Raw genomic sequence first — 17,441 nt, 5'->3', positions numbered from 1 at the left:
GGCACGAGGTTGTCACCCATGTCTTAGGTACAAACTGTCACCCATGTCTCCGAGTCGTACATCCTGGAGGACTGGCGGAGAGGGGGGGATTCGAACCCCCGATACCCTTGCGAGTATGCCGCATTTCGAGTGCGGTGCATTCGACCACTCTGCCACCTCTCCGCGGGGCCGTGGGCGCGATCAAGCGCGGCGCACAGATAGCGAAGGCAGGGCGCGGACACAAGGCCTATTTCGACGCCGCGGCCACGGCATCCTTGACTTTGCGTCGCCTCTCCATTAACGGGGCCTGACTTCCGGCGTGGGTCTCTCCGCGCCGGTCGTCGTTTGGACGCCACGCATGGCCGCGGCACCCGAGGCGAGCGCCCGTCCCCTGCGGCAGGCGCCCGTTCCGGGTCGGGTCGGGCGTCCGGACCAGACGCCCGTTCGGACGCCGCAAATCGTTCGAGCCCCATCAACGACTGATAAAAAGACGGCCGGGCGCAACCCGTTCAGGCCGGACCGAACACGAAAGGTTCAACATGTTCGCAGTCATCAAGACCGGCGGGAAGCAGTATCGCGTCGCCGCCGAAGACACCATCACCATCGAGCGGATCGCCGGCGACGTCGGCGAGATCGTCACCATCGGCCATGTGCTGGCCTTCGGCGAAGGCGACGACGTCACCATCGGCGCGCCCTTCGTGGACGGCGCATCGGTCGCCGCCGAAGTCGTGGAACAGGGCCGCGCGCCCACCGTCATCGCCTTCAAGAAGCGCCGCCGCCAGAACTCGCGCCGCAAGCGCGGCCATCGCCAGCTGCTCACCACCGTCCGGATCTCCGAGATCCTGACCGGCGGCGCGGCTCCGTCGAAGGCCGCCGCCGCCAAGCCGGCGCCGCTGTTCGCCGCGCCGGAAGGCAAGGGCGACGACCTGACCAAGATCAAGGGCATCGGCCCGGTCGCCGCGCGCCAGCTCAAGGAGCAGGGCGTCACCACCTTCGCCCAGATCGCCGCGCTCTCCGACGACGACGTGGCCAGGATCGACGCCAACATGCCCTTCAGCGCCGACCAGATCTCGGACTGGCGCGAGCAGGCCAAGGAACTGGCGAAGTAAGCCGCACCCGGTTGAAACCGGGCGCGTTTGCGCCCATACATCATTCGAAGCGCCCAGGCGGCGCAAAGGAGTAGAAAAATGGCACACAAGAAAGCTGGCGGTTCCTCGCGCAACGGTCGCGATTCGGAATCCAAGCGCCTTGGCGTGAAGAAGTTCGGCGGCGAGGCCGTCCTCGCCGGCAACATCATCATTCGCCAACGCGGCACCAAGTGGCATCCCGGCACCAATGTCGGCATCGGCAAGGACCACACCCTTTTCGCACTCGAGGCAGGCGCCGTCGCCTTCCAGAAGAAAGCCAATGGACGAACCTTCGTGTCGGTAAACCCGATTCAGGAAGCCGCGGAGTAGCCGATATCCGCACCACCAACATCGGCGCCCCATCTCGGGAACCGGTGTCTGGACAGTCCAGAAAAGGATCAGGGGAGATGGGTCGCCATCTCCCCTTTTTCTTTGCGCGAAGGACTGACCCATGGTTGTCGAGAAGGAAGACGTCGAAGACGAAAGTCTGCGGATAGACTGCCCGGTCGTCGTCACCGAGCGGCTGCTGCTGCGCCCGCCCCATGCCGACGACGTGCCCGAGCTGGCCGAGCTCGCCAATGACCGGCGCGTGGCCGAGATGCTCGGCCGCATGCCGCATCCCTATGGCGAGGCCGAGGCCCGCGCCTTCATCGCCAATGCCAGGCAGCGCAAGGCGGGCGGCTGCGTCTACGCCATCACCAATTCCGACAATGGCGCCTTCATCGGCTGCATCGGGCTCGATCCCCGGGCGCACGGGCTGGAGCTCGGCTACTGGATCGGCCAGCCCTACTGGGGCCGCGGCTATGCCACGGAGGCGGCGCACGCCGCCGTCGACCTCGCCTTCCGGGTGACGCGGATCGACGTGCTGCACGTCTCGTGCCGGGTGACCAACGCCGCCTCGCGCCGCGTCATCCACAAATGCGGCTTCCAGTATGCCGGCCAGGGCATGCTGGATTCGCTGGTGGCCGGCCAGGTGCCGGTGGAGCGCTACCGGCTCGACCGGCGCACCTGGGTCAGCCTGCGGAGCTGGGGTCAGATCTGAGGATGACCGCGCGGCTATTCCAGGTCCAGCCAGACGGGGCGGTGGTCGGAGCCGACCGCCGCCGCGTCGATGGTGCAGGCCTTCACCCGCGGAGCGAGCGAGGCATGGACGAAATGATAGTCGAGACAGCGCTGCCGGGTCGCGTCGGCCGGGTGGCGCGGATCGATCCAGGTGATGCGCCCGTCCGCGCCGCCGGGAGCGAGTGTGGCGGCGTCGACGAGCAGATCGGCGCGCCGCGCCAGACCGAACTCGACGTCGGGAATGCCGGTGACCTGCCGATACTCGTCCTTGCCGGGCTCGAGGTTGAAGTCGCCCATCAGGATGAAGCCCTCCGGGTGCGGGGGCTCGGGAAAATGCATCTCCGACGTCCCGGTCAGCGCCCCGCCCTCGCGCGGATAGGCGAGCGCCTTGTCGACCAGGAAGCGCATCTGCGCCATGCGCTCGGCCGGGCTGGTGTGGTCGAGATGCACGGAATAGACCCGCAACGGGCCGAAAGGCGCCATGACCATGGCCTCGAGCGCGCCGCGCTGCAGGTTGAGCCGGTCATAGGTGCGCATGCGCGGCAGCAGGTGGTTGCGCCAGGCCAGGATCGGCGTCTTCGACAGCACCATGTTGCCGAACTGGAAATGCCGGCTGACGGCCTTGCCGTTCTCGACGGCCGAACCCATGTCGACGCCGAAGGGCGCGCCGAAGACGGAAAAGTACTCCGGCAGCAGCTCGGCCAGTTCGGCCACCATGTCGCGGCCGGCGTTCTGCGGGTTGCCGCGCGAAACCTCCTGCAGGGCGATCAGGTCGGCCCCGCGCACCGCGTCGACGATGCGGCCGAGATCGTACCGGCCATCGAGGCCAATGCCGTACTGGATGTTGTAGGTCACGCATTTCATCGGTTATTGCCTCCAGATCGGCGGATTCCGCCGCCAACGCCCCTCGCGCCTTGGCAAGGCATGCTCTAAAGCAGTCGTCGCCCGCGCCCGCAACCGGCGTGTGACGGCAAGTTCGAAAGTTTTCGTCATGAAGTTCCTCGATCAGGCCAAGGTCTACATCCGCTCCGGCGACGGTGGCGCCGGTTCGGTGTCGTTCCGCCGTGAAAAATTCATCGAGTTCGGCGGACCGGACGGCGGCGACGGCGGCCGTGGCGGCGATGTCTGGATCGAGGCGGTCAACGGTCTCAACACGCTGATCGACTATCGCTACCAGCAGCACTTCAAGGCGCAGACCGGCACGCACGGAATGGGCCGCAACCGCGCCGGCGGCAAGGGCAACGACGTGGTTCTGAAAGTGCCGGCCGGCACCCAGATCTACGAGGAAGACAACGAGACGCTGATCGCCGACATGACCGAGGTCGGGCAGCGCTTCCTGATCGCCAAGGGCGGCAATGGCGGCTTCGGCAACGCCCATTTCAAGACCTCGACCAACCAGGCGCCGCGCCGCGCCAATCCCGGTCTCGAAGGCCAGGAGATGACGATCTGGCTGCGCCTGAAGCTGATCGCCGATGCCGGGCTCGTCGGCCTGCCGAATGCCGGCAAGTCGACCTTTCTCGCCTCGGTGACGGCGGCCAAGCCCAAGATCGCCGACTACCCCTTCACGACGCTGCACCCGGGCCTCGGCGTTGCGCGTGTCGACGCGCGCGAATTCGTCATCGCCGACATTCCGGGCCTGATCGAGGGCGCGCACGAGGGCGCGGGCATCGGCGACCGCTTCCTTGGCCATGTCGAGCGCACGCGCGTCATCCTGCATCTCGTGTCGGCCCGCGAGGAGCATCCCGGCAAGGCCTACAAGACGATCCGCAAGGAACTCGCCGCCTATGGCCACGGGCTGGGCGAGAAGCCCGAGATCGTGGCGCTGAGCCAGGTCGACACGATCGACGCGGCCGAGCGGAAGAAGAAGGCGGCGGCGCTGAAGCGCGCGGCCGGCATCGCGCCGCTGATGCTGTCCTCGGCCACGCGCGAGGGCGTGGAGGAGGCGTTGCGCCGGCTGATGGCCGTGGTGGAAGAGGCCCGCGCCGCAGAAGCGCCGGTCGAGGACGATCCCCGGTGGCAGGACTAGGACCATGGCTCGCGCCCTTTCGTCACATCGACGCATCGTGGTGAAGATCGGTTCGGCGCTGCTCGTCGATCGCGAGGCCGGGCTGAAGCGCGACTGGCTGTCGTCGCTTTGCGCCGACGTCGCGGATCTGTCGCGGTCAGGCGTGGAGATGTGCGTGGTGTCGTCGGGCGCCATCGCGCTCGGCCGCACCATCCTCGGGCTCGGCCGGCGCGCGCTGAAGCTCGAGGAGAGCCAGGCGGCGGCGGCCGTCGGCCAGATCGCGCTCGCCGGCGCCTGGTCGGAGGAACTCGGCCGCCATGGGCTCAGGTCCGGCCAGGTGCTGGTCACGCTGGGCGACACCGAGGAGCGCCGCCGCTATCTGAATGCCCGCGCGACCATGTCGACGCTGTTGAAGATGAAGGCGGTGCCGGTCATCAACGAGAACGACACGGTGGCGACGAGCGAGATCCGCTATGGCGACAACGACCGGCTGGCCGCGCGCGTGGCCACCATGATGGGCGCCGACCTTCTGGTGCTGCTGTCGGACATCGACGGGCTCTACACCGCGCCGCCGGCGCTCGATCCGGACGCCGTCTTCATTCCGCTCGTCGACCGCATCACGCCGCAGATCGAGGCCATGGCCGGCGCGGCCGCATCGGAACTGTCGCGCGGCGGCATGCGCACCAAGCTCGACGCCGGCAAGATCGCGACGACGGCCGGAACGGCGATGATCATCACGTCGGGAACCCGCCTCAACCCGCTGTCGGCCATCGACCGGGGCGAGCGCGCGACCTATTTCAAGCCGAGCGACAATCCCGTGCGCGGCTACAAGACCTGGATCGCGGGCAATCTGGAACCGGCGGGGCGGCTGACGGTCGATGCGGGCGCGGTCGGCGCGCTGATGCAGGGCAAGTCGCTGCTGCCGGCCGGCGTGCGCCGCGTGGAGGGAAGCTTCGCCCGCGGCGACACCGTGGCGGTGCTGTCGCCCGAGGGGCGCGAGGTTGCGCGCGGCCTCGTCGCCTATGACGCTGCCGATGCCGTCAGGATCGCCGGCCTGCGCAGCGGCGAGATCGCCGACGTGCTCGGCCACGAGGCGCGGGCGGCGATGGTTCACCGCGACGACATGGTGGTGACCGGAACGGCCGAGAAACGCATGGAAACCCAGGACTAGCACGATGCTGACCAAGCCCGAGACCCGCACCGAGATCGACGACCTGATGGCCGCCATCGGCCGCAAGGCCCGGGCGGCGGCGCGGCCACTGGCGCTGGCCGGCACATCGACCAAGAACGCCGCGCTGGCGGCGATGGCCGAGGCCATGCTGCGCCAGACGCAGGCGATCCTCGATGCCAACGCCATCGACATGGCGGCCGGCGCGGAAAACGGGCTGGCCGCCTCCTTCCTCGACCGGCTGAAGCTGACGCCGGCCCGCATCGAGGCCATTGCCGAGGGCATTCGCTCGATCGCCGCGCTGAAGGATCCGATCGGCGAGACGATCGCCGAGTGGGACCGGCCGAACGGCCTGCATATCGAGCGCGTGCGCACGCCGCTCGGCATCATCGGCGTGATCTTCGAAAGCCGGCCGAACGTGACGGCCGATGCCGGCGCGCTCTGCATCAAGGCCGGCAATGCCGTGATCCTGCGCGGCGGCTCGGATTCGACGAACTCGTCGCGGGCGATCCACGCCTGCATGGTCGAGGGGCTGGAAGCTGCCGGCCTGCCCGCCGACGCGATCCAGCTGGTGCCGGTGACCGATCGCGCGGCCGTCGGCGAAATGCTGAAAGGCCTGTCCGGCAATCTCGACGTCATCATCCCGCGCGGCGGGCGCAGTCTGGTCGAGCGCGTCCAGACCGAGGCGCGTGTGCCGGTCTTCGCGCATCTGGAGGGCATCTGCCATCTCTATGTCGATCGCTCCGCCGATCTCGACATGGCGGTGAGCATCGCGGTCAACGCCAAGATGCGCCGCACCGGAATCTGCGGCGCGGCCGAGACCCTTCTGGTGGACCGCGCCTGCGCCGACACGCATCTGGTCCCGATCCTCGAGGCGCTGGCGGCGGCCGGCTGCGAGATCCGCGCCGACGCCGAGGTGCTTGGCCGCTATCCGCAGGCGAAGCCGGCGACCGATGCCGACTGGTCGACGGAGTATCTCGACGCGATCATCTCGGTGAAGCTGGTGGACGGCGTCTCGGGCGCGATCGACCATATCGAACGCTGGTCGTCGCATCACACCGAGGCGATCGTGGCCGACGATGCGTCGGCGGTGGAGCGCTTCTTCACCGAGATCGACTCCGCGATCCTGCTGCACAACGCCTCGACCCAGTTCGCCGATGGCGGCGAGTTCGGGATGGGCGCCGAAATCGGCATCGCCACCGGCCGCATGCATGCGCGCGGCCCGGTGGGCGTCGAGCAGCTGACGTCGTTCAAGTACCGGGTGCGCGGGGCGGGGCAGGTGCGGCCGTGAACGAAGCCTCCGGCCTTGCCTGATCCCGACATCCCCGCGCGCTGCCTGCGCATGCCGCATGTCGAGAAGGGCATGGCCGTCGGCCTGTTCGGCGGCTCGTTCAATCCGCCCCATGACGGCCATGCGCTGGTGGCCGAGATCGCGCTGCGCCGATTGCGGCTCGACCAGCTCTGGTGGATCGTCACGCCGGGAAATCCGCTGAAGAGCCAGGCCGGGCTTGCGCCGCTCGGCGAGCGGATCGAGCGCTCCGAGAGGCTGATCCACGATCCCCGCGTCAAGGTCACCGCCTTCGAGGCCGCGCATCGCATCCGTTACACGGCCGACACGCTCGACCTGGTCAAGCGCCGCAACCCCGGCGTCGACTTCGTCTGGATCATGGGCGCCGATTCCCTGGCCACCTTCCATCGCTGGCAGCGCTGGCGCGAGATCGCCGCGACCTTCCCGATCGCGGTCATCGACCGGCCGGGCTCGACGCTCGCCTTCCTGTCCTCGGTCATGGCGAAAACCTATGCGCGGGCACGCGTCGACGAGGACGGCGCGCCGCGCCTTTCGCGGATGCGCGCGCCGGCCTGGACCTTCATCCACGGGCCGCGTTCGTCCCTCTCCTCCACGGCGCTGAGGTTGCTCCGCGACGGCGACTGACGGCTTCACGCAAAGGCCGGCGCGGCCGTCGTCGCGCGCCTGGACGGGCGTTTTGCGAAGCCACCGAAGCATCGTCCTCATCCGGACAGTTTTTGCCGCTTTTGTCGCTTTCGCGACGTCGCGAATGGATCAATGTCCCGATCATGAGCACCCTTCCAAAGACCAGCGAACCCGACGGCGCCGACGCAACGGCGGTCATTTCGGCGCCGTTCATCGCGATCACCAGCGTCATCCTGTCGTCGGCGCTGGTGGCGGTCGGCAACGGCCTGATGTTCGCCTTCATTCCCGTGCGGCTCGGCGCGGAGGGCTTTCCGCCCACCTGGGCCGGGCTCATCCTCACCGGCCTGTCGGCCGGCGGCATGGCGGGCTGCTTCCTCACCGGCCGCATGGTCACCCGCGTCGGCCATGCCCGGGTGTTCATGACCTTTTCGGCGCTGATCATCCTGTCCAACGTGGTGGTCAGCCTGAAGCTCGACCCCTGGCTGTGGATCGCGGCGCGCGCGCTCTACGGCTTCGCCATCTGCGGGCTGTTCATCGTCGCGCAGAGCTGGTTGAACGACGTCGTCGGCAATTCCATCCGCGGCCGCGTCACGGCCACCTTCTACATGAGCTACATCGTCGGCCTCGGCCTCGGCTCCTACCTGCTGGCCTTCATCGACCCGATGCAGAACACGGCGCCGCTGCTGGCGATCACCTTCGCCGCGCTGTCGATCGTGCCGGTCGGCCTGACGCGCCTGCGCACGCCGCCCGCGCCGCCGATCGCCTCGATCGCCCTGCGCCGGGCCTGGGCGATCTCGCCCGTCGGCCTCGCCGGCATGCTGGCGGTGGGCGGCCTCTCGATGATGGTGGCGGGGTTCGCGCCCATCCACGCCACCGCGATCGGCTTCGACAAGGACGCCATCGCGTTGCTTCTGCTCGCCATGCCGCTCGGCACGCTGATCGTGCAGTTGCCCTTCGGCTGGCTCTCCGACCGGACGGACCGTCGATACGTGCTCGTCGCCGCATCGCTGATCGTCTCCTTGGCCGGGCTGCTCGCCATCGGCGCGGACAGCTGGGCCTTCGGCTGGATGGTTCTCGTCTACATGGTGTGGAGCGGCGCGACGGAATCGATCTATTCGATCTCGAGCGCCCACGCCAACGACCGCGCCGAGAAGGGCGACCTCGTCGTCCTGTCGAGCACCATGCTGTTTGCCTGGTCGCTGTCGGGCTTCCTGATCCCAGGCCTCGCGACGATCCTGACCGCCTTCGTCGGCACCGGCGCCTTCATCGGCATCGCGATCCTGATCGCGCTCGGGTTCTGCGGCTTCGTGGCCTGGCGGCTGACGCAGACGGATGCGGTTCCGGCCGAAGCCAGCGGCGACTTCGCGCCCTTGTCGGCGCAGGCGCCGCCGGCCGCCGATCTCGCCTTCGCGCCGGCCGAGGAGGCGCTTTCCCCGGCCTCGCGAGCCTGATCCGGGCGATCGTCGGGCCTCGTCTTGAAACTGTCAGGGGACTCTGCCTATCTTCAGGCATCGCCGGTCGCTCGACCGGTGAGCACGTTGTTCTTGCTGGAAAGGAAAGACACTGAGAACAGCATTGGTGAAGGAGGCTGAAATCACGCCTTCGCAGGCTAGGATGAGCCATGGAAGCGCTTCTCCTGCCCTCAAGACCGTCCTCGACTCTCTGGAAGATTCGAAGGCCGAAAGCATCGTGACGATCGACATCCAGCGCAAATCCAGCCTCGCCGACTACATGATCGTGGCCTCCGGCCGCTCCAACCGTCATGTCTCGGCCGTTGCGGATCACCTGATCAAGGCGCTCAAGGATGCGGGGCATGGCAATGCCCGGGTCGAAGGTCTCGCCAGCGCCGACTGGGTGCTGATCGATGCCGGCGACATCATCGTCCACGTCTTCCGACCCGAGGTCCGCGAGTTCTACAATCTCGAAAAGATGTGGCAGACTCCGGAGATGGAGGACGAAACGGTTCACTGAACCGTTTCCGAGAGGTCGGTATGCGGATCGTCGTTCATGCCGTGGGCCGGATGAAGGCCGGCCCCGAGAGGGAGCTTGCCGACCGTTATTTCGACCGCTTCGCGAAGGCCGGCCCCGCCGTCGGCTTCGAATGGGCGGGGGTCGTCGAGACGCCCGAATCCCGCGCGGCCTCGGCGCCGGAGCGCAAGCGCGACGAGGCGGCGAAGCTCGACAGGATGCTCGCCGACGGCGCGGCGCTCGTCCTTCTGGACGAACGCGGCAAGAACATCGGGTCCGAAGACTTCGCCGCGTGGCTGGGAAAGTGGCGCGACAAGGGACAGCGCGATCTGGTGATCGCGATCGGCGGGGCGGACGGGCACGCGCCCGAACTGGCCGACAAGGCCGCGCTGCTTCTCTCCTTCGGCGCCCTCACATGGCCGCACCAGCTGGCCCGCGTGATGCTGGCCGAGCAGCTCTACCGTGTCGCCTCCATCGCGGCGGGGCATCCCTATCACCGTTCCTGACCAGATCGTCGGGCTGGATGCGGGACGAGACGAGCGAGACGTCGGCCGCTCGCATCATTTCGACAAAAAGCAGCGTCACGTAGCTCCAGGAATTGGCGAGGGGCTTGCATCCATCGTGGTATGGTTGATGCTTCCTTAACCCGGCGCTTCCTAGTGTGTAGAGATGAACGGACACCAGTCCAGGATCGGCAGGGGAAATGCGAAAGGCGCGCTGATGCGCGCCTGCGCCGCGATCATGCTCGCCGCGCCGCTGGTCCTGTCGGCCGGGATCCCGGCCGCCCTCGCCGTCGATGATCCGAGCGTGCTGGAAGCGCGACGGGCGGAAACCGAGTCCGAGTTCCGGCGCATCGCCGAAGCCATGACGCTGTCGGAACAGCGTCTGGCCGAACTCTCGATCGAAATCGCCGCCGTCCGCAAGGACAACGCGGCGCTGACGGCGGCCTTGATCCAGGCCGCCAAGACCGAGCGCAAGCTGGCCGACGACGTGGCCTCGATCGAGACCCGCCTGGAGGGGCTGGCGGAGCAGGAGGAGTTCATCCGCCGCTCCCTGCAGGCAAGGCGCGGGGTTCTGGCCGAGGTGCTCGGCGCGCTGCAGCGGATGGGCCTCAACCCGCCGCCGGCGATCCTCGTGCGGCCGGAAGACGCGCTCGCCTCGGTTCGCAGCGCCATCGTGCTCGGCGCGGTCGTGCCGGAACTGCGGGCGGAAACGGCCATCCTTCTGGCCGACATCCGGGAACTGGCCTCGCTGCGCGGCGCGATCGTCGACGAGCGCGAGCGCCTTCTGGCCACCATCCGCGAGCAGGCGACCGAGAAACAGCGGCTGTCGCTGCTGCTGGACGAAAAGCGCAAGCTCCTGTCCGACAACGAATCAACGGCGGCGCTGGAGCGGCGGCGGACCGAGGAACTGGCCGACAAGGCCGGTACTCTCAAGGAATTGATCGCGGCCCTGGAAGGGGAGATCGACGCCGTTAGAAAAGCCGCGGAAGCGGCGCGCCGGGCGGAGGAAGAGCGGGCGCGGCGGGAGGCGGAGGCGGCCGGAAAGCCAATCCCCGAGCGCAATCGGCTGGAAGCGGGTATCTCCTTCGAAAGCCTCAAGAAAAAGGTCGCCTTGCCCGTTTCCGGACGGGTGGTTCGCCGGTTTGGCGAGCCCGACTCGGTCGGCGGCCGGATGATGGGAGACACCGTTCAAACACAATCCGGCTCTATCGTCACTTCACCGGCTGATGGGACGGTTCTCTATGCGGGAGCCTTCCGATCCTACGGTCAACTCTTGATCCTCGACGCTGGCGGTGGCTATCATATCGTCCTGGCGGGGATGGACCGGATAAACGTCGCGCTTGGTCAGTCGGTTCTCTCTGGAGAGCCGCTCGGCACGATGGGCGAGACGCGTCTCGCAAGTGTGATGGCGTTTGGTTCTACCGACACCAATCCGGAGCTCTACGTTGAGTTCCGTAAAGATGCAAAACCCGTCGATCCGTCGCCTTGGTGGGCGGAGCGCAGTTCTGGAAGGACAGGAAATGGTACGTAGGTTGTCGCTTCTGTTCGCGGGCGCTCTCATGGGCGCGACCGCCATGAGCGTGGTGTATGGTTCGCCGAGTTCGACGGCGAACGCGGCGGGCGCCGATACCTACCGCCAGCTGGCGATCTTCGGCGACATCTTCGAGCGCGTCCGGGCGCAGTACGTCACGCCGCCGGACGACCAGAAGCTGGTCGAGAACGCCATCAACGGCATGCTCACCTCGCTCGATCCGCATTCCTCCTACATGAATCCCGAAGCGGCCAAGGACATGCGTGTCCAGACCAAGGGCGAGTTCGGCGGCCTCGGCATCGAGGTCACGATGGAGAACGAGCTGGTCAAGGTGATCACGCCCATCGACGACACGCCCGCCGCGCGGGCCGGCGTCCTGGCGGGCGACCTGATCTCGCAGATCGACGGAGAGGACGTTCGCGGCCTCACTCTGTCCGATGCCGTCGACCGCATGCGGGGCGGCGTCAACACGCCGATCGAGCTGACCGTGCTGCGCGAAGGCGCCGTCGAGCCGCTCAAGATCAAGATCATCCGCGACATCATCAAGGTGAAGGCCGTCAAGTTCCGCGTCGAGGGCGACATCGGCTACCTGAAGATCTCGTCCTTCACCGAGAAGACGATCGACGACCTGCGCAGCGCGATTTCGTCGATCAAGCAGGAAATCCCGGACGACAGGCTGAAGGGCTACGTGCTCGACCTGCGCCTGAACCCGGGCGGGCTGCTCGACCAGGCCGTCAGCGTCTCCGATGCGTTCCTCGACCGCGGCGAGATCGTCTCGACCCGGGGACGCGACCCCAAGGACGTCACCCGCTTCGACGCCCGCTCCGGTGACCTCGCCGGCGGCAAGCCCGTGATCGTGCTCGTCAATGGCGGTTCGGCCAGCGCCTCGGAGATCGTTGCCGGCGCCCTGCAGGATCACCGGCGCGCCACCGTGGTCGGCACGCGGTCCTTCGGCAAGGGCTCGGTGCAGACCATCATCCCGCTGTCGGAGAACGGCGCCCTGCGCCTGACGACGGCGCTCTACTTCACGCCCGCCGGCAAGTCGATTCAGGGCAAGGGCATCACGCCCGACATCCGGGTCGACCAGCCGCTGCCGCCCGAACTGCTGGGCCGCGACGTGAGCCGTGGCGAGTCCGAGCTACGCGGCCATATCAAGGGCGCCGAGGAGGACGAGGAAGGTTCGGGCTCCGCCGCCTACGTGCCGCCGGATCCGAAGGACGATCTCCAGCTCGTCTTCGCCAAGGAGCTCCTGGAAGGCACGAGGACCGACCCCGCGTTCCCGCCCAACCCCGACCAGGCGGTTCTGCAGCAGTAGTCAAACCCGCAGGGCGCCGACGGCTCGACCGTCGGCGCCCGTCCGCCTTCCCATGACGACAGGACCTGACCGGCTGCCCGTGATCAAGGAACTCGAACGTCCTCTCGGGCAGGACCGACGCGACAGGCCTGCGCGTCGCCTTCCCAGGCTGCGGGCCGTGCCGTTCGTGTCCACGATCATCGTTCTGGCCGTCGTCGGTGCCGGTGCGGGCATCGCGCTTCGACCCGATCCCTTTCGGGTTCCGGACGTCGAACTTGCCGTCGACGAGACGGCCGGCGCGGTGGAGGGCGTATCGGTGGCCACGCGCGAAACGGCGCCAGTGCCGCTGCGGACGACGCCGGCGGACGGAACCGGGGCCTCCGGTCCTTCGGTCATCCGGGTCTCGCCGCCGGACGAACCCTCCTCCAACGTCATCGTCATCAGGGATCCCTCCGCGCTGGGCCGCAGCCCGCGGGTCGCGCATCTCCCCGACAGGGCGCTGCTCGAACAGTCGGAAATGGGGCCGTTGCCCGTGCGCGCCGCGGATGGCCGCCGCGCGGCCGAGGTCTATGCGCGGCCATGGTCGGGCACACGGGGCGCCCGGATCGCCGTCGTCATCGGTGGGCTTGGGCTTTCGCAGACCGGCACGCAGGCCGCCATCGCCAAATTGCCGTCCGAGATCACGCTCGCCTTTGCGCCGCAGGGCAACAGCCTGGGCCGCTGGATGCAGACCGCGCGCAGCGAAGGCCACGAAATCATGATGCAGCTGCCGCTGGAGCCTTTCGACTATCCGCGCATCAATCCGGGCCGAAACACGCTGACGGTGGAGGCCGAACCGCGCCAGAACATCGAAAACCTCTACTGGGCGCTGACGCGAACGACCAACTACACCGGCGTCATGAACTACATGGGCGGCCGCTTCACCTCCGACCACGAGGCCTTCGCGCCGATCATGCGCGAGCTCGGCGAGCGGGGCCTGTCCTATCTCGACGACGGATCCTCGGCGCGCAGTCTCGCGGAACGGCTTGCCGGCGAGGCCGACGTGCCGTACGCGCAAGGCGACCTGGTCATCGATCAGGCGAGGGACCGCGGCAGCATCCTGTCGAAGCTCGACCAGCTGGAGGCCACGGCGCGCGCGCGCGGCTACGCCGTCGGCACCGGCACCGCCTTCGACGTGACCGTCGACACGGTCTCGGAATGGGCCAGGGCGGTTCGCATGCGGGGCATCGAGATCGTGCCGGTGTCGGCCGTGATGGCCAGTCCGGGAAGGGGATAGGACATGAGCGAAACCCTGGTCGATCCGCAGAGCCTGCCCTACCGGCCCTGCGTCGGCATCATGGTGCTGAACCGGGCTGGCCATGTCTGGGCCGGTCGACGGATCGTCATCCCCAATGACGAGATGCAGGGCGCCGTCCAGCTCTGGCAGATGCCGCAGGGCGGCATCGACAGGAACGAGGACCCGCTGCCCGCCGCGCTGCGCGAACTCCACGAGGAAACCGGCATGGTCTCGGTCTCGCTGCTGGCGGAAGCGCCGGACTGGATCGATTACGACCTGCCGCCCGAACTGGTCGGGGTCGCGCTGAAGGGCAAGTATCGCGGACAGACGCAGCGCTGGTTCGCCTTCCGCTTCGAGGGCGACGAGAGCGAGATCCAGATCAACCCGCCGCCCGGCGGCCACACGCCCGAGTTCGACGCCTGGGAATGGAAGCCGATCGACGACCTGCCGGCGCTGATCGTTCCCTTCAAGCGACGGGTCTACGAAGACGTGATCGCCGCGTTCCGGCATCTCGCCGCCTGATCGCCGGGCGGCCGATGCTGCGGCTTCTCGTCGTCCTCGGATCGATCCTGCTGTCGGGGCTCGCCATGGCGGGTGACCGCGCCGTCGATGCCGGTGGATTCCCCGCGACGCTGTCGGCCGCCGAGGCCGACGGACCGCTCGTCCTGATGATTTCAGGCTCCGGTCCGACGGACCGCGACGGCAACAATGCCTTCGGCGTCCGGGCCGGGACGCTCGGAAAGCTCGCGGCCGCGCTGGCCTCGCGCGGGATCGCCAGCCTGCGCTACGACAAGCGCGGCCTTCCCGGCAGCGTTCCCGTGGGCGACGAGGCGGAGGTCACCTTCGAGACCTTCGTGGCCGATCTGGAGGCGGTGGCCGCGTGGGCGCGGAGCACGTCCGCCCATCGGCCGCTGGTTCTGATGGGGCACAGCGAAGGCGGCATGGTGGCGATCGAGGCGGCCCGGAGGGCGCCGCATGCGTATGACGGCCTCATCCTGCTGGCCACGCCCGGCCGACCGCCTGCGGAGACGATGCGCGACCAGCTGGCGAACCTGCCGGAGCCGGAAAGGTCCGACGCGTTCGGCATGCTCGCCGACCTCGAGGCCGGCCGCCGCATCGATACCGTGCCGCCATCGCTGGCCGGGCTGTTCCGGGCCTCGGTGCAGCCCTTCGTCATCTCGATGCTGGCGCTGCGCCCCGCCGAAACGCTTGCCGCCCTCGACCTGCCGGTGCTCGTCATCGGCGGCGGCACGGACATCCAGGTCGGGCGGCCGGATTTCGACGCGCTCGCGGCCGCGCGGACGGATGCGCAAAGCCATTGGGTCGAGCGCATGAACCACATACTGGTCGACGCGCCCGCCGACTTCGCGGGCAATGTCGCGACCTATGCCGATCCGGACGTCGAACTGTCGGGCGGCCTGGCGGACAGGATCGCGGATTTCGTGACGGGCATCGACGCGCGATAGGCGCCGGCCATCGTGCCCGACCGTCCGGCTTGATCTGGATCAAGGTCGCCCCGGTCCTCTCCAATTAGTTACAGACGCAACTAAATCGTCGTCCGGACGGGCGGTCCCCTTCGCAGGGACCATCGGTTCGGACGCTGCCTGACCTGGAGGAACAGCCATGAAACTCGCCGGCATTCATCACGTCGCCTATCGCTGCCGCGACGCCAAGCAGACCGTCGACTGGTACACGAAGATGCTCAACATGGGTTTCGTGCTGGCCATCGCCGAGGACCACGTGCCCTCCACGCACGAGCCCGATCCCTACATGCACATCTTCCTCGATGCCGGAAACGGCAACGTGCTCGCCTTCTTCGAGCTGCCGACGAAGCCGGAGATGGGCCGCGACGAGAACACGCCGAAATGGGTCCAGCACATCGCCTTCAAGGTGAAGGACCGCGACGAACTCGTCGCCTACAAGGAGCATCTGGAGACGAACGGCGTCGACGTGCTCGGCGTCACCGATCATTCGATCTTCCACTCGATCTACTTCTTCGACCCGAACGGCCACCGCATCGAGCTCGCCTGCCCCGACCCGCAGGAAGAGGCGCTGACCAGGCGGCTCGACGCCGTCAAGTGGGACATGCTGGAGGAGTGGAGCCGGACGAAGAAGGCGCCGCGCCACGCCGACTGGCTGCACGCGAAGGAACTCGCGAGCGTCTGAGCGCTCCAGCGGTCGCGTCGGGTGGCGACCGCGAGCGGAAGCCGCGCAGGATCGCCCGGATCACCGGCTGATGCGGCTCGGCCCGCCTCGGCCGCAGCCACCCTCGAAGGTGTAGCGCACCGCGTGCCGGCCGGTCTCGCCGGGCGCCAAAAGCCGCATCGACGGCTTGTCCGAAAGCGCGCCTTCAAAGCCGACCGGATCGCCATGGCCGGTCCAGCTCTCGATCGAGACGAAGGGTGCCGGCGGTCGCGACCAGATGGCGCAATGGGCGAAATCTTCCCATGCGATGCGCAGGGCCGAGCCGTCCGGCGCGGCGTATCGCAGGCTTCGGCTGCGGACGTCGAGAAGGCACAGCGCTTCCTGGGCCAGAACCGCATCGTTCAGCGCCAGCCGCCCTTGCTCCAGGGGAATCGGGCGACGCTCCTTCGAGAACAGTCCGCCCGGCGCGATCACCGGCACGGACGCCTCTTCAGCCGTCTCGAACGCCACCGAGTGGCCGTCCCGCGCCTGTCCCGACAGCGGCCAGCGGAAACCCGGATGGATGCCGAGCGCATAGGGCATGGCGCGGTCGTCGCAATTCTCCACCGAAAACGTCACCGCAAGCGACGGCCCCTCCAGCCGGTAATGCAGCGTGAGCGCGAACCGGAAGGGATAGTGTCCCGCCGTCGCCGGGCCGTCGCGAAGCCTGAACACTGCTGACGGCCCCTCGTGGGCGACGATCTCGAAATCGAGGCCCGCGGCAAAACCGTGCACGGGCATCGGATAGGTGCGGCCATCGACCCGGACGACGCCGCCGCGTGCCCAGCCCACCACCGGAAACAGGATCGGGCTGACCGCGGCCCACACGGCGGGGTCCGGCTCCCAGGTCAGCGGCCGGCCGCCGACCGACCAGTGCACCAGTTCGGCGCCGCGCAAGGCAATCTCCGCCCGGGCCGCATCGTCTTCCAGCACGATCCGCATCGTCACTCCCCTGTCCGCCGCCCCGTGCAAGCCGTCGGGTCAATCCTCGGGTCCATCGCCCGTGGCGAGGGCGTGCGCGTCCCATTCGCTTTCGGGGATCGCCTCGCCCAGCACGAACTCGAACGCCACGACGGTCTCCATGTCGGCCGCCACTTCGCAGGCATAGCTGATCCTGTACCATGTCCGGTGGTCGCGCAGCGCCGCGCCGTCGGCAACCAGCCTGGGGCCCGCCAGTTCGATATCGGCCATGGCATAGGCGACCATCTGGTCGGGCTCGAAGGCCGGCTTCCAGGCGTGAACCTGTTCCATCGCCTCGAGATTGCACAGCTGGATGATCCTCTCGTCGCGAAACAGGCCGCGCAGCTCCCGTTTCGCGTCGCGGCTGCGCGGATCGTCGAGCGCCCGGGCGGCCAGCATCGTCCGCGCGCGCACCACCTCGCCGCCGGCGCCGGCACGGGCTCGCGAAGCG

At 68.1% G+C, this 17,441-nt stretch carries 19 protein-coding genes and 1 tRNA gene; 16 read left to right on the top strand and 4 right to left on the bottom strand.

Annotated elements, in window-relative coordinates; translation table 11 throughout:
• Positions 1 to 72 precede the first annotated feature (72 nt).
• Positions 73 to 162 (bottom strand) — tRNA-Ser (locus tag EJC49_RS16800).
• A 356-nt stretch (positions 163 to 518) separates the two neighbouring features.
• Between EJC49_RS16800 and rplU the strand changes: the two genes are divergently transcribed.
• The 3 genes from rplU to EJC49_RS16785 all read left to right on the top strand — a co-directional run bounded on the left by rplU (position 519) and on the right by EJC49_RS16785 (position 2,148).
• Positions 519 to 1,088 carry a 50S ribosomal protein L21 gene (gene rplU, locus EJC49_RS16795; RefSeq protein WP_126701094.1) on the top strand — a complete coding sequence of 190 codons (570 nt, stop codon included), beginning with the start codon at positions 519 to 521 and terminating at the stop codon, positions 1,086 to 1,088.
• 78 nt (positions 1,089 to 1,166) lie between these two features.
• Positions 1,167 to 1,436, top strand: a complete 270-nt coding sequence (gene rpmA, locus EJC49_RS16790; protein ID WP_126701093.1) for a 50S ribosomal protein L27 — start codon at positions 1,167 to 1,169, stop codon at positions 1,434 to 1,436.
• Between the two features lie 121 nt (positions 1,437 to 1,557).
• Positions 1,558 to 2,148 (top strand): GNAT family N-acetyltransferase, encoded by a 591-nt coding sequence (locus EJC49_RS16785; protein WP_126701092.1) that lies wholly within the window; start codon positions 1,558 to 1,560, stop codon positions 2,146 to 2,148.
• A gap of 14 nt (positions 2,149 to 2,162) precedes the next feature.
• On the opposite strand, the gene EJC49_RS16780 is transcribed toward EJC49_RS16785, so the two are convergent.
• A complete protein-coding gene (locus EJC49_RS16780; RefSeq protein ID WP_126701091.1) occupies positions 2,163 to 3,032 on the bottom strand; it encodes an endonuclease/exonuclease/phosphatase family protein in 870 nt (289 codons plus the stop codon).
• A 127-nt stretch (positions 3,033 to 3,159) separates the two neighbouring features.
• Between EJC49_RS16780 and obgE the strand changes: the two genes are divergently transcribed.
• The 13 genes from obgE (at position 3,160) to EJC49_RS16715 (ending at position 16,012) form a co-directional block, all read left to right on the top strand.
• Positions 3,160 to 4,194 carry a GTPase ObgE gene (gene obgE, locus EJC49_RS16775; protein WP_126701090.1) on the top strand — a complete coding sequence of 345 codons (1,035 nt, stop codon included), beginning with the start codon at positions 3,160 to 3,162 and terminating at the stop codon, positions 4,192 to 4,194.
• A gap of 4 nt (positions 4,195 to 4,198) precedes the next feature.
• Positions 4,199 to 5,344 (top strand): glutamate 5-kinase, encoded by a 1,146-nt coding sequence (gene proB / locus EJC49_RS16770; RefSeq protein ID WP_126701089.1) that lies wholly within the window; start codon positions 4,199 to 4,201, stop codon positions 5,342 to 5,344.
• A gap of 4 nt (positions 5,345 to 5,348) precedes the next feature.
• Positions 5,349 to 6,632, top strand: coding sequence for a glutamate-5-semialdehyde dehydrogenase (locus EJC49_RS16765; RefSeq protein WP_126701088.1), 1,284 nt, complete (start codon positions 5,349 to 5,351; stop codon positions 6,630 to 6,632).
• Between the two features lie 51 nt (positions 6,633 to 6,683).
• Positions 6,684 to 7,274, top strand: coding sequence for a nicotinate-nucleotide adenylyltransferase (locus EJC49_RS16760; protein WP_126701098.1), 591 nt, complete (start codon positions 6,684 to 6,686; stop codon positions 7,272 to 7,274).
• A gap of 143 nt (positions 7,275 to 7,417) precedes the next feature.
• On the top strand, positions 7,418 to 8,725 hold the full coding sequence (locus tag EJC49_RS16755) for an MFS transporter (RefSeq protein WP_126701087.1): 1,308 nt from the start codon (positions 7,418 to 7,420) through the stop codon (positions 8,723 to 8,725).
• A 163-nt stretch (positions 8,726 to 8,888) separates the two neighbouring features.
• Complete coding sequence (gene rsfS, locus EJC49_RS16750; protein ID WP_126701086.1) at positions 8,889 to 9,245, top strand: ribosome silencing factor; 357 nt, start codon at positions 8,889 to 8,891, stop codon at positions 9,243 to 9,245.
• A gap of 20 nt (positions 9,246 to 9,265) precedes the next feature.
• Entirely contained in the window at positions 9,266 to 9,748 is a 483-nt protein-coding gene (gene rlmH, locus EJC49_RS16745) for a 23S rRNA (pseudouridine(1915)-N(3))-methyltransferase RlmH (RefSeq protein ID WP_126701085.1), read from the top strand.
• Positions 9,749 to 9,911: 163 nt separating this feature from the next.
• The gene (locus EJC49_RS16740; RefSeq protein WP_245453439.1) at positions 9,912 to 11,276 is read left to right on the top strand and encodes a murein hydrolase activator EnvC family protein; all 1,365 of its coding nucleotides are present in this window, start codon (positions 9,912 to 9,914) and stop codon (positions 11,274 to 11,276) included.
• Positions 11,266 to 12,591: a S41 family peptidase gene (locus tag EJC49_RS16735; protein ID WP_126701084.1), complete on the top strand. Its 1,326-nt coding sequence runs from the start codon at positions 11,266 to 11,268 to the stop codon at positions 12,589 to 12,591. Before EJC49_RS16740 ends, EJC49_RS16735 begins: the two co-directional genes overlap by 11 nt.
• A gap of 52 nt (positions 12,592 to 12,643) precedes the next feature.
• Complete coding sequence (locus EJC49_RS16730; protein ID WP_126701083.1) at positions 12,644 to 13,846, top strand: divergent polysaccharide deacetylase family protein; 1,203 nt, start codon at positions 12,644 to 12,646, stop codon at positions 13,844 to 13,846.
• A 3-nt stretch (positions 13,847 to 13,849) separates the two neighbouring features.
• Positions 13,850 to 14,368, top strand: coding sequence for an RNA pyrophosphohydrolase (locus EJC49_RS16725; RefSeq protein ID WP_126701082.1), 519 nt, complete (start codon positions 13,850 to 13,852; stop codon positions 14,366 to 14,368).
• A 14-nt stretch (positions 14,369 to 14,382) separates the two neighbouring features.
• Positions 14,383 to 15,312, top strand: a complete 930-nt coding sequence (locus EJC49_RS16720) for an alpha/beta hydrolase (protein WP_170314755.1) — start codon at positions 14,383 to 14,385, stop codon at positions 15,310 to 15,312.
• 157 nt (positions 15,313 to 15,469) lie between these two features.
• Positions 15,470 to 16,012 carry a VOC family protein gene (locus EJC49_RS16715; RefSeq protein ID WP_126701080.1) on the top strand — a complete coding sequence of 181 codons (543 nt, stop codon included), beginning with the start codon at positions 15,470 to 15,472 and terminating at the stop codon, positions 16,010 to 16,012.
• A gap of 60 nt (positions 16,013 to 16,072) precedes the next feature.
• On the opposite strand, the gene EJC49_RS16710 is transcribed toward EJC49_RS16715, so the two are convergent.
• Both EJC49_RS16710 and EJC49_RS16705 read right to left on the bottom strand, forming a co-directional pair.
• Positions 16,073 to 16,972: an aldose 1-epimerase family protein gene (locus tag EJC49_RS16710; RefSeq protein WP_126701096.1), complete on the bottom strand. Its 900-nt coding sequence runs from the start codon at positions 16,970 to 16,972 to the stop codon at positions 16,073 to 16,075.
• A gap of 39 nt (positions 16,973 to 17,011) precedes the next feature.
• The coding region (locus tag EJC49_RS16705; RefSeq protein ID WP_245453438.1) for a DUF930 domain-containing protein at positions 17,012 to 17,441 on the bottom strand (430 nt) is incomplete at its 5' end.

It is taken from the genome of Aquibium carbonis, assembly GCF_003970795.1.
Classification (GTDB): domain Bacteria; phylum Pseudomonadota; class Alphaproteobacteria; order Rhizobiales; family Rhizobiaceae; genus Aquibium; species Aquibium carbonis.
Note: the sequence above shows the minus strand (reverse complement) of the source record. Positions and strands in the feature narration are given on the sequence as shown.